Source organism: Bacteroidia bacterium (assembly GCA_033391075.1).
Classification (GTDB): Bacteria; Bacteroidota; Bacteroidia; order J057; family J057; genus JAWPMV01.
The window spans coordinates 5,465,168-5,478,413 of record JAWPMV010000001.1; the positions used below are offsets into that span (position 1 = coordinate 5,465,168).

Here is a 13,246-nt window from a genome sequence, read left to right on the forward strand (position 1 = left end):
TTTTTATTTAAGGGTTAAAGGGTGAATAGCTAAATAAATGACCTAAAGTGCAGGAAATCGTTGCGTGAATCACCAAACTTTATGACTGAGCAAACTCCCTTCTTTTCTGAGGATCAGGGTATAAATGCTTTCAGAGAATTTTTGCAAGTCGAGTTCAGCTTGATTATTTCCCGGGAAGGCAAAGGCAGTCACTCTATAAAGAATCGCCCCTTTAAGGTCATGGACTTCCAGGCTATACGAGCCGGCATCACGCGCAAAAAATGTTAATCCAAGCTTTCGATCTGGACTTCCATTATTTAAAATCTTTAGATTTTGGACCGCTGCAAGCCTGGGATCAGACAAGACATAATCTGATTTTGCTATCGCAAATATTCCCCAAGTCTGTACTTGATCCCTCGTACTTCTGATTTCATTTGCCCCAAAACCAGAACTCTCCTCTCGATTCAAATTCCCTTCGGATTCCCAACCGAAACCTTTATCAATCAAAAAAGTATGCACCCCTTCGTTTACTCCTCCATTATTGTGCCCCCTGGAAGTTAGACTCAGCTGAAAGGGCTGGGAAGGATTTTGAGGAGAGTAAAGTTCCCAGCTTCCATTATCCAAAAACTCTCTCACACTCCCACCATCCAGTTCAACTGCTGAATGTAATATTTCCGCTTGCTCGGAAAATGAAGCATCTACAAATAACAATTCCGGTTCCCGATCAAACTGAAGATTGAGGGTTTGTAAAGCATTTTCGCTTCCTATCGGAAAGGGCGTATTTCCGACACTCAAATATCTGCGGATTTTACCCACTACATATCGATCTTCATTGTAATTCCTGATTGCACTGGCATCCGGATTGAAGATCACGAGCATATGAGTGCCAGTATAGAGCTTTCCATCTTCCAAAAACAAATCCTGGTAAATTCCCAGATCTTTTTCAAGCTTCAACCCAAAGGGATTGCTCACAATCGCCCGATGTATAGCAAAGCCATGATCACCCCTTACTTTTTGAATACCGGAAAGACCATTGAAGTGTATACAGCCTCCTGTATGAGAAATGGGAACCAATACTTTGGTGTAGGAAGAATTGATAAAATCGCCTGAAAGGAAAAGCTCGCCATTGAGCTCAAGTTTGGAGAGTTGGCTCCCCTGATCCTTGAGTTCAATATTCCCGGGACAATAGATAGTTGCTCCCTGAGATACCTTTATATAAGCTCCCTGGCTCCGAATCCCCGTTTGAGCCCTTATGAATCCCTGCATGATCAGGAAAACTATAAGAATGAGTAAGCGTTTTCTCCCCATATATTTTGGCCGAAGCCTTCTATTTGATCCGTTCCAGTTTCAGGTACATATTGAGTCTGGCTTGTTTCCAGTTATTGACCCTGAGATAGAGTGCTTGTTTTTGACTCAGGCTGAAAAGGCTTTTCTTCAACTTAGCCTCCAGCAGTTCCCCTTCCTCCAATTTTTTCTGTTGAAATACATCTCCCAATCCCTGCTTTGTCCCGATCCCTAGTTTCTGCAAATCATCTCCTCTACTTTCCAGGACCAAAGAAGATATTTTATAGCCGGCAGGTATTTCCAATGAAAGTTTACCATTTGCCCGGACATCTTCCTGCTTAAGAAATAGGAAAGCATTTCTACTGGAGCTATCCCATGATTTCTTCTTGGCAGAACTGTTGGAAGAAACTTCTACCCAATAGTTTTTTGTGTATACAAAGGTGGCGTATTCATTTGCATTCAAGGTGAGATCCTGATTGGTCAGGGTCTGAATACCTGTACCTAAAGGAGCATAGTATCCATTGCGTAGGGTAATATTATTGGTCGAGCTGGAGCAACGAATCAATAATCGATATCCAGCCGGAAATTCTTTATTGTTTCCATAGTTTTTGGAAAGGCGAAGAAAGCTCGCGGGTCCCCCATTTCCACTCAAATCCAGAAAGCTGACTCCTGCCGGAGAAAATTTTGGTACCAGGGCTTCACCGGTAGAAACCGTTTTGATTTCATGAGGTGTCTCATTGACACCTGCCTTCATGGTAAGGTATTTATAAATATCACCCTGACAGACCGTAACTGTATCTTCTGTACAAGTCTTTTGTAGAGAGAAATTACAATTGTTGAGGTAAACCTGGCCCGCATCGCTTTTATCTGGAACAATGAGGTGATAGCCACTTTCCGAACCAGAATTCACAAAGGTACATTGTGAGAAATAAGAATCACCGCTATCTACCAATCCAATCCCATCTTTTTCAGCGGTGATGTATTTAGCAAACTTTACAGCTGTTGATCCTCCGTCCTGCATAGTACATTCTATATAGCAGTTGTAAGCTTCAAAAGTTGATTCCGTTCTGGCATAAGCTCCAGAAGTATGGCCAATTACGATACAATTATACATGCGGGCATGGGCACGATTTCCCAAACCAATCGCATAATAAAAGGAACCTTTAATCTCACAATTATGAAATTCGCCAATTCCCTCATATCCCGTAGGATTTCCGGCATTATCTATCGCTCCTTCTGGCATATGTACTCCCCACAAACCAGACATACGGCAATTGTAGAATTTACTATCCATTACATCTACCCCAACTACTCCATCAAAGGTACAGTCAAAGAATTTTGCATCCGGACTCCAGGCAAGACTCCCCAGGCCTTCGTCCACTACTGTAAAGGTACAATTGCGGAAGCTCGAGTGTGAAAAGCCGGGAGCAATGTGGTTTTCATATCCTAAGAAACTGCAGTTTTCTGCCTCGATATTTTTTCCTTCGTTTACAATCCCATTTGAACCGGGCTGGCCATCGAGGTGGATAAATTTCATGCCCAGGAGTTTACAGGCTGCACTAACCTTTAGAACCGGAACGCCTTGTTCCGAAGATTTGATGCTAACATTGCCTGAAAAACTGACTAGCGTGATGGGATTTGTAATATGAATATTGGCCTTATATTCTCCATCCGGGAAGAAGAGGGTAGCACCAGGATGATTCTCTATGGCTGCCTGCAGGGAGTCTGTGTCATCTGTAACACCATCCCCTTTTACCCCCAACTCCTGAACGGAAATATATAATTCTGCAGCTGTATAAATTACACTATCGGGAATATGGGCATCCAGGTAGCGACGGATGGTCCCTTCGGTTACCAGACTACTATCCGAATAGCTCAAAGAGCTGTCTTTCCTTATTTCTTCTATGCTTGGACCCTCTTTTTGACGAAAGGAATGAATGATTTTTAAATTTCCATCACTGTCTATTCGTAAAGCTTCTTCGCCTAGCACTTCAAACCTTATCTGATTTTCATTTTCAACTTTCTCTACATAAATCCCTGTATCCTCATCTTCGTCCAGGATTTCAGATATCCTCAGTTTTTCGCCATTCTCTCGTGCAATTTCTCCCCATTCGAAACCGTCCCAATACCAGAAACTTTCCGTATCGGTATCATAGAGCAACAAACCCGCTCCTTCTTCATCTACTTCCATCTCTGTTCGCTCAGGACTACTAAGCTGAGGAAGCATAATTCCTTTATTATGGTCTTTGGAAAATAGCTCCAGGAGGGCATATGGTTTCTCCGAAACATATAGGGTATCATCGGTGATCAATACCTGTTGTCCCAGGAGTCTAGCCTGCCCCAGGAGGAGGACAATGCTAAAAATGAATAGCTTTTTTGTTAGCTGGAAATTCATAACGCTCAAAAGTAAAACAGCGATTCGTAATTTCCATAACTAAAACCAAACCATCCTTACCGTAAAATATAAAGCCGCAAGAAGGGTCTTACGGCTTTATTTCTATATTTTGAATATTTTAATAGATAAACAACTATTCAATCATTGGTAAATCTATCAGCGCTGATTCTTCTTTACTGATACTTCCGAAACCAACGAATCCACCATCTGCCTCTGCAACTTTTCTGGCCAGGCTTCTCCAACTGTCTTTCAGCAAATCTGCATAGCTGGATTCCAATTTAGGAGTGATGGAATTGAGTTGGGAGAGCTCTCCACTGATTGCCCCTTTAGATTCGGGCGTCCAGGAGTCAATCATTCCACTCAATTTGGATTCAAAATCCTCGTTTACCGCTTCATAATACTCATGCAGGCGGGTATCTGAGGTGAAGGTTCTGTAATTAACCAGTTTTTCGCCTAAAGATTTCTCTTTATCGTCAATATCATTATCTGCTCCCGCGATGAGGAGGGTAATTAAAGCAGGTGTTCTCAGGAGCAGATCAACTTCTGCCTCACTTAGGTCGCTGAAATATTTGATAGCCATAAACGGATTTTTGCGCAAATATAAGCAATAGGCCGAATGGGTTCCAAACCCATCCGGCCTTTATTCGATTTGTGAGTTTTATTAAGCGGGTTGCAGGATTTTCCCTTCAAGGGGACTTGGGATATCTCTGAACTCATAAAGCTGGTTTCTGAGCTTTGGGCTAAAGCCAGCTTCCAGGATCACTCTTTGAATTTCTTCGGCACTCAATCGATAAGGAGCACCAGCTGCAGATACCACATTTTCCTCAATCATTATAGAACCCAAATCATTGGCTCCTCCATGTAAACACACCTGAGCCACTTCAGGTCCCACAGTCAGCCAGGAGGCCTGAATATTCTCAATATTGGGGAGCATGATGCGACTGAGCGCGATCATGCGCACATATTCATCTGCACCTACCGTATTTTTTACTCCTTTTACCCGATTCAATAAAGTTCCATCATCCTGATACGGCCAGGGAATGAAGGCTTTGAATCCATTTTCGCCCTCAGGTCTTTGCTCCTGAACAGCCCTGATACGGACCAGGTGATCAAATCTCTCTTCTATCGTTTCTATATGACCAAACATCATAGTCGCACTGGTAGTCAATCCCAATTGATGAGCTACGCGCATGACTTCCAGCCATTCTTCTCCGGAACACTTACCATTTGAGATAATGCGCCTTACTCTATCATCCAGAATCTCAGCACCTGCTCCAGGCATACTATCCATACCTGATTCCATCAATCTCTCCAGGGTTTGCTTATAGCTCAGGCCAGACAATTCGGCGATATGTACGATTTCTGGTGGCCCCAAGGCATGAAGCCGCAATTTTGGGAACCAGTCCTTGAGTTTGAAAAAGGTTTCTTCGTAAAATTCAATCCCTAATTTCGGATGATGCCCTCCTTGCAAGAGAAACTGATCTCCCCCCAAAGCAAAGGTTTCCTCAGCTTTCCGCTTATAGGTTTCATCGTCCGTGATATAGGCTTTGTCTTTAAACTTATCCGTTGGTGGGACAAAGAAATTGCAGAACTTACAATTGGCTACACACACATTGGTTGTGTTGACATTGCGGTCGATCTGCCAGCTAACGATGCCGAGGGTATCCTTTTTATGGACTTTCCTCATTTCATTTGCCACATACATCAATTCTTCTGTACTGGCATGATGATGGAGATGAATTCCTTCTTCTTCTGTGAGAAATTCGAAGTCCAGGGCTTTCTTTAATAAATCAGAACTATTCATAAACGAAAAGACAAAGCGATTTTCAATTCAAGGTAAATATAGGGATTAGCCTATTTAATAAATACCTCTCTTCTCTTTAACTCGTTAAAATTACAAAAGTTTCAGAAAAAAGTGAAAATTACTAAGCTTTTGGGACAGAATTACCAGCGTCTGGATCTATAAAAGTAATCATCCCCCATTACAGCAGCCAGTTTGCGCCTGACTCTTGTGGAACCACAGTCGTCTGCAGCATCTTCCATTACATCCAGAAAATCATCTTCCAGTTTGTCCAATTCTTTGTTGTAGTCTTTCTCCAGATTCCGGACAAAATCTTTATACTCTTTTCTCAGTTCTTTCTTTTCTCTTTTGCTACTGAGTTTGGCCAAATCTCTTTTGAAAATTTCATTTCCTTCTTCCAATTGAATATGAAAGTATTTATCGGTGTCTTTCATATCCTTTTTCAGTTGAAGTTCCAGTTCATCCAGATAAATATCACAATCTGTAGGGATATCCTGTGCATGCAGGGAGGCAGGGATCAGGCATAAGCTGATCATACATAGAGTGTAAACAATGTTTTTCATCGCGACGCATTTAGGTTTTAATACAATTTGAGTTTGCCGAATAGGGAGTTCGGCTAATACTATATTACAAGAGAGAGTTCACGATTCCGAGTAGGATTTTTTCAGTGTGCAGTATTATTGGATAAGCGTGTAGATATTGAGAAAATGCAATAAAGGGACCCTGAAGGTCCCTTTATTTTCATACAACAGCTGCTTTACAGAAATCTCATTTTATTTTCTACTGAATCTCAAAATTGCCCAGTTTATTTTCTCTCATGATAAATGCAGCGATATTTCTACTGGGAAAGATGCCTTTAACATTCAAAGCAACTTTTAGTTTTGAATTTTCCCCTCTATCACCAGCCACACGACTACTGGGATGAACATCAACTTTTACCGGGAAAATGATGATAAATGCATTACCCAGGTCTGATCCTGCTTTGAAGGAAAGATCATTGGGATTCAGATCATAGGCTTTCAAAAAGCTTTGCATACTCATGGCTTTAGCTTTGGGTGCTATAGCTTTATAGTTTTGTGCCTTTTTAGGGCTTGCTTTCAAATGATTTTTGAGAGCATTCATCATGGCAGGACTGGCTTTACTAAATCCTTTCTGTGCCCGTACTTCTGTAGACTGAAGGCAAATGAGGATAGAAGAAAAGAAGATTATAAGGGAAAGTTGTTTTAGCTTTTTCATTGCAAGAGAGTTAATGGTAATTATTTTCCTCTTTGTTCTCCTACCTGAAAAAAACGTAACATGCCCTGGGAGGAGCAGGAGTAAAGATCAAATGCAAAAAGGAGTATACTTGAACTTGAATTTCTCCCATAAAAAAGGGGCCCTCTTGGGGCCCCATACCAGCTAACACGGTCTTTCTTAACCAAAAGTGGTTTTAAACCATATTCTAAACCTAACAGGTAAGAATGAGCAGTCTCTACTAAGCTAAACTTTTGGGTGCCTTCAACAGCATGTTCAAAGCATTCTCCCAGGGATTGATATCCAACTGTATATTATATTTCTTTTTCTGATTGTTCTTTCCGTAAGCAGTTACCCGAAGATTGTAGGAGCCTCCTTTTTCGTACTTATAGCTAAAAGATTCTTTTACAATTTTTCCTTCCCCATTTCCAAAGTCTACTCTATATATGAAGCTGGGGTCATAATTGAGAATCTCGAACTTGAGCTCTGATTCGCTCAATTGATCTCCCTTGATTTCTAATTTGATCGCATCATTATAGGGAGGCACGATGATTTCTTCTTCCTTCTGAAAGTCTACAACATTGATTTTTTCCGTTTCATTTTTTTTCTCCTGAATTCCTTCTTCTGAGAAAAACTCATCTTCCTGATCGAGGGAGGGAGTGGAAGTAACCACCATTTCAGTCCGCATATCTATAGGATCAGGCTTATTCGTGATGACTACAAATGAAACGAAAAGGAATACAATAGCTGAAATACTGATAAATGTAGCGACCAGGTATTTTTCTTTTTTAGCAGCCTCTTGTGCTTTAATCTGGGCAAAGATTTGGTCAATTCTGTCTTGGGTACTGATGTCTTGCATGATGAATAGATTATGTGATGCAGACGATATACCGATTACAAAGCAATGAGCAGATTATATTGTAAAGATCGTTAGGGCTTAGGGCTGTGTTACACTATTTCTTTTTTCTCTTTTTCTTCTATTCTAAATCCCTTTCTGAAGTCTACAATGTAAAATTAGCATGATAATATTACGCTATAAACATCAAAATTTGCGATTTGTGAGTCTTGCATTTTGAGGGATTTCTTACATTTTCGTCAATAAACAAGTCGAATCGATATACTTTTTCGCCTTCCCTCAAATCTGTCTTTTCTTAAAAAAGGGATACCCTAATAGTATCCCTTTAACATAAGCTGCAAATACCTTCTCAATTGAAAGTATGAATTTGTGTATAATGAGTGTTTAGTTCCTTTTCAATTCAAATTCTCCCGTAAGCTCCAGTAGATACTCTATCGAAAGAGGTTTGTATCTAAAGCTTTTGATACGGGGATTCTTTCTTGCCCGCTCCGGATCCAGGGGATTGAGGGAATCTGAGAGAATCACGATCTCCGGTTCTTCATCTTTCACTTTTTTCTGATAAGCATCTACAAATTCCCATCCGCTCATCTCAGGCATGTGAATATCCAGAAAGATGATATCCGGCTTTACATAGTCCTTAGGTGCTTTTTTCTCAAGATATTCGAGTGCATCACTCGGATTATCAAAGAACAAAAGCTTGTCAGCAAGGTCCGCTTCCATCAAGATTTCTTTGTGATAATAATTGGTCATGTAATTATCATCTACAAACATCAAACAGTTAAATCTCTCCATTTCGGCTTGTTGATATAATTTAAACTAAAGAGTTCTTAAAGATCATGAGCCCGAAAAACAGGCTCATGAAACATATAAGGTACTTTTAGGAAGGAAGGTAAACCTTCTGTTCAATGCCGAGTAATGGGTAAACAAAATGTTAGGAGCATCAAGGCTGTAATCTAACTGATAACTGTGGCAAAGAACTGAAGCGTTTTCCATATCACAATGATAGAGAGTATTCGAATCAAGGACAGGATCATTTTTTTTCGATTGTGAGAAACAGTCAAAAAGCAAGCTCATATGCCAATTCTTCCTACTCATGTCGGAATATTGACTAAATCTCACAAATGGATTTTTTTGATCTTGAATAAAATTTAAGTTTGGGCGATCTATGTATCCGTATCCATAGCCCTAGTTTTTTGATATGCGAAATCTATTCTATCTGTATTGCATGCTTGCTCTATGCACCACCGATATGTTTGCACAGCAAACTGAAAGATGGATCGTGTCGGCAGGCGATAGCATATTGAACTATTCATTCGGGGGGACACGGATAAAGCAGATCTTACCCAATCAGAGATGGGAGGTTTGGGAAATCACCTCCGAAGAAAAGCAACATATACTTTCGCTAGGTGCTCACGTCATTAGGTTGACGGAGCCCGACATGCGTTTCTTTGCCACCGGATTACCTAATGATCCTTTGCTGGATGATCAGTGGTTTCATGACAATAAAGGTCAAAGCGGCGGTACCGTCGATATTGACATCGAATCAGAACGTGCCTGGGAACTGGAAACAGGAGATGGCAGTGCCATTATTGGCGTTCTGGATAGCGGGATTGATTGGAATCATCCCGACCTGAAGGATAATATATGGCAAAACCTGGCCGAAGATTTCGACAATGACGGTAGTGTATTAGAATGGAATGGCAGTCGCTGGATCTTTGATCCGGACGATGAGAATGGGATTGATGATGATGGAAATGGCTATGTCGATGATTTTATTGGCTGGGATTTCGTAAACGGTGACAATGATCCTATGGACGATCATGAATCCGGACATGGAACTCATGTGGCCGGTTTGATTGCTGCCAGAGGAGATAATGGCATAGGAGTTAGCGGAGTAGCCTGGAATGCCCGTTTGATGGGTCTGAAAATTCTGAATGAAACAGGCGGAGGATATGCTTCTGATGCGATAGCAGCTCTGGATTACGCATTCAATATGGGTGCACAACTCAGCAACAATAGCTGGGGAGGTGGCCTGGCCAGTCAACTGCTGGATGCCAAGATCACCGAAGCCGGACAAGCTGGACATACCTTTGTAGCAGCAGCCGGGAATAATTTCGGAAATAACAATGATGCTGCCCCCCTTTATCCAGCCTCTTATCCGCATGAGAATATTATTTCTGTAGCAGCTAGTGATCATCATGATGAACCGGCCAGCTTCTCAAACATTGGTGCCAATTCGGTAGACCTCTTCGCCCCTGGTGTAGGTATGCTCAGCACTTTGCCCAATGATTCATATGGATATTATAGTGGAACTTCTATGGCCGCTCCTGTTGTTACAGGTGCGTTAGCCTTACTCATATCTCAACAACAAAATCTGAATCCACAAGCGATCAAGGACAGATTGTTCCAATCACTGGATCCTGTTTCTTCATTCTCTATGCTTTGCAAAAGTGGGGGAAGGCTCAATGTCTATAAGTTGTTGCACAGCAATTGTGATGCAATCGCTTATTTCAGCCTGGAAAACTCATACCTCTGTAAAGATGAAGACATCAACATCCCCAATCTATCCAGCAACGCACAAGGATATAAATGGTATGTGGATGGAGAATTGGAATCAACCCAGGAAAATCCTGAAATCGAATTGCCAGATAATGAAGGCAATGTAGAGATCATGCTGGAAGCTGAAGGCACGAATTGTACTGATAGCTATACCATTATTGCGGAACTTCAACCAGATCCTCATCTGCCTGATATGGATACCGTTCACTGTGGACCTTTCGTAATGATGGAAGCTCCCCTCCAATCTCCTCTATATAGCTATTTCTGGTATGATCGCTACTATAATCTCATAGGTGTGGGAGAATCTCAGATGATTGATGTACAGGGCTGGTACAAATTACGCATTGAATATGGATGCGGAGAACGAGATAGCGAGTGGTTTTTTGTGAGCCTCAACCAAGGCTGTGTTTGGCCGGGAGATGCCAATGCAGACGGCGAGGTAAATATGACAGATTATCTTCTGACTGGACTTACAGATACAGAAACAGGACCTGCAAGACCCTGGCCTTCGACCGATTGGGAAGCCCAAAGCGCAACCCCCTGGTACGGAAATTTCCCGGGCCTAAATCCCCTGGGCAATCAGGTAAATTTCATGCATGCAGATGCAGATGGAGATGGCCAGATCGAAATAGTTGATGATTCAGAAATCATTCGCAAAAACTATAGCAAACAGATTTTCCCGGAACAAACGGCCCAGGGACAGGCTGATATTTTCCTGAATATGGGATCTCAGGTAACAATAGTAGGAGACACAACCGACTTTACCGTGGATCTGGACAATATCCCTTCCTACCTAATCGAAGATGTAGCAGGGATCGCTGTGAGACTGGAATATGATATGCCATTGAGCCAACCTCTAATATTTGATTTTAGTGATACCTGGTTTGGGGATGCGACAGAAACGGATTCCTTTATCGTCCACAATGAAGGAAATAGGCAGGTAGATGTAGGCCTATTTAGAAAAGGAGGTTTCTCCCAACAAATTGCCGGAACCTTCCTGAAAGGAAAAATTATAGTGGTTATTGATGATATCGGAAACTATGGAGAATTTGCTGAACAGGCATTCTTTTCTATAAGCATTACGGGTGCGACCATCATAAAAACAGATGGCACGCTGCTCCCGCTAAATCAGATCAGTTCTGTTTCCTCAGTAGCGACAAAAACCCTGACCATTGAAATTCCAGCAGAGGCCCGACATATGCATCCCCTGGACGAATTTGGCATCAATGTTTTTCCAAATCCTGGTGCAGAAAAATTAAAAATTGAACTAAAGGAAGCTTCAGAAGAATTTGTAGAAGTAGAAATCTACGGATTGGACGCACGTGTTCACTGGAAGCACAAAAAAGAGCTTTTTTATTCTAAGGATTACTTTATTTTCGACCTCCCTGAGCTGATCCCCGGCTATTATTGGGTAAAATTCAGGGACGAAAAACAACAATATTTAAAAACAATTGTCATCGAATGAACGAAATCATTATAATGCATAACAAAGTTAGGATGATTTACGTTTCAGAGGTGATATAAATACCGAAGATAACGTCAAAAAAATATAAACCTATATTTCCTTGAGCGTAGGGAGACCCTCTTTATTGAGGGCTCCCTTTTTTCTTGTAGAAAATGAAAAGGGAAAATCAGGCGTAACTAAACTCTCCTATTTTTCGGCCAAGCCAGCCTTTCTCGATTATGGGTTGGATTTCTTGAAGCTCTCGTCGGATTTCCTCAGCATTAGATTTTTCACCTATCTTTATTCTGAAGACCTTCCTTAAAATGGCTACAAAATTATAGTAGGCTTCTTTTCTGGCTTCCGGGATTCCACTTTGTCTTCTTATATGAGTTTGAAAAGTTTTCGCCAAGGCAATGAATGACTCAACCTCTACCTGCTCATAGTAGATTTTAAGTTGAAGCATCTTATATCCCAATTGATAGAAAGTATCCAGAAAATCTACTCCCTGGAGTAATTGCAATGCTTCTCCATACTTCTTTTGGTAAAAGTATAGATGGGCCAGATTATAATGAAAGATTCCTTCCTTGTATTCTTTAGGGATAAATCGCTTGTATTCATGAATGAAGTTTTCTGTCCACTCATATTCTCCAAGTCTAAGACCTATGGTTACAAGATTTTTATAATTGTGGACAGGGAAAATTTTGCCGTCAAACAATAAATCATTTGATAACATTGCCTTATATATTTCAAAGAGCTCATTTAGAAACTCTCTTTTTCCTTCCTGGTATTTCTTATTGGTATATCCAACTAAATAGGCATAAAGATGTGTCTGATCTTTATCTGAGAACTCTTGACCATATTCTCTAAGTATCTCTTTCGCCTTTATGAAAATTGACATATCAGCCGACTCTGGATCAAGAAGCAATTTCACAGAGAAATAATATGCCTGGATTAGCGGAGGATACTTTTCATAGCAAGCGTCTAAATGATTAATAATTTCATCCGTAAACAGGCTATTGGTTCTTTTCCCCCCCAAAACAAAAAGGGTACTTAATTCAGAGGCCAATAATTCCAATTTGGCTCCCAGGTAATAATGATCTAATAAATTGTGAGCTTCCCCCAAGTCTGGAGTTTTCTCTCGCTTTTCATAAATAAATTCGGACTCTACCCGCGAACGCTCGATGAGAAACTGTTTAAGAAAGAATTTTTCATCTTTATCCGGATACTTTTTAATAAGGTTTTGCGCATGTCTGAGTTGCTTTTTAAAATAGGTCGGAACCTCTTTTTCACCCAAAACCTCCAGCATATAATTTTGCAACATCAACTCATCTTCCTGAAATCGCTGAAAAGTCAGGAAATAGGCAAGTTGCTTTAATAAGTACTTCCGTAAGGTCCGAAGTATATCATCCTTGTATTCCTGATCTGGGAACAACTGCTGAAAGATGATTTCTTTGTTGATTTTCTCATCCGGGAATTCTGGATGCAGGGGCTTTAGGATCTCAAACAAACGAATGGTATCCTGGTGGGAGTTGAAATAGGGGGAACGAACGAACTTAACAAACGAACGCATTTCTGCATCAGTCAGCTTGCTAAGAAGTTGAATCAGTTGGGTTTGTTGCATGGCCCTTTGAAGGAGCAATTATACATTCCTCCTTTTTGTATTAGTCAAGTTACGTTTGTCCTATATTCCTCGGG

At 41.0% G+C, this 13,246-nt stretch carries 10 protein-coding genes; 1 reads left to right on the forward strand and 9 read right to left on the reverse strand.

Translation table 11 applies throughout. The features are described 5' to 3' along the window. Positions 1-69: 69 nt before the first annotated feature. From R8P61_21750 to R8P61_21785, 8 genes are all read right to left on the reverse strand, one after another. Positions 70-1,287: a hypothetical protein gene (locus tag R8P61_21750; GenBank protein MDW3649710.1), complete on the reverse strand. Its 1,218-nt coding sequence runs from the start codon at positions 1,285-1,287 to the stop codon at positions 70-72. 19 nt (positions 1,288-1,306) lie between these two features. Then, entirely contained in the window at positions 1,307-3,658 is a 2,352-nt protein-coding gene (locus tag R8P61_21755) for a glycosyl hydrolase family 28-related protein (protein ID MDW3649711.1), read from the reverse strand. A gap of 133 nt (positions 3,659-3,791) precedes the next feature. Beyond that, entirely contained in the window at positions 3,792-4,238 is a 447-nt protein-coding gene (locus R8P61_21760) for a hypothetical protein (GenBank protein MDW3649712.1), read from the reverse strand. A gap of 81 nt (positions 4,239-4,319) precedes the next feature. Continuing rightward, positions 4,320-5,462, reverse strand: a complete 1,143-nt coding sequence (locus tag R8P61_21765) for a CofH family radical SAM protein (protein ID MDW3649713.1) — start codon at positions 5,460-5,462, stop codon at positions 4,320-4,322. A gap of 140 nt (positions 5,463-5,602) precedes the next feature. Then, complete coding sequence (locus tag R8P61_21770; GenBank protein MDW3649714.1) at positions 5,603-6,022, reverse strand: hypothetical protein; 420 nt, start codon at positions 6,020-6,022, stop codon at positions 5,603-5,605. Between the two features lie 217 nt (positions 6,023-6,239). Continuing rightward, complete coding sequence (locus R8P61_21775) at positions 6,240-6,695, reverse strand: hypothetical protein (protein MDW3649715.1); 456 nt, start codon at positions 6,693-6,695, stop codon at positions 6,240-6,242. 238 nt (positions 6,696-6,933) lie between these two features. Further along, the gene (locus R8P61_21780; GenBank protein MDW3649716.1) at positions 6,934-7,551 is read right to left on the reverse strand and encodes a PKD domain-containing protein; all 618 of its coding nucleotides are present in this window, start codon (positions 7,549-7,551) and stop codon (positions 6,934-6,936) included. Positions 7,552-7,932: 381 nt separating this feature from the next. Further along, on the reverse strand, positions 7,933-8,340 hold the full coding sequence (locus R8P61_21785; protein ID MDW3649717.1) for a response regulator: 408 nt from the start codon (positions 8,338-8,340) through the stop codon (positions 7,933-7,935). Positions 8,341-8,746: 406 nt separating this feature from the next. Between R8P61_21785 and R8P61_21790 the strand changes: the two genes are divergently transcribed. After that, the gene (locus R8P61_21790) at positions 8,747-11,572 is read left to right on the forward strand and encodes a S8 family serine peptidase (GenBank protein ID MDW3649718.1); all 2,826 of its coding nucleotides are present in this window, start codon (positions 8,747-8,749) and stop codon (positions 11,570-11,572) included. Positions 11,573-11,738: 166 nt separating this feature from the next. Here the strand turns inward: R8P61_21790 and R8P61_21795 are convergent, their stop codons facing one another. Beyond that, positions 11,739-13,172, reverse strand: coding sequence for a hypothetical protein (locus R8P61_21795; protein ID MDW3649719.1), 1,434 nt, complete (start codon positions 13,170-13,172; stop codon positions 11,739-11,741). Between the last annotated feature and the right edge of the window lie 74 nt (positions 13,173-13,246).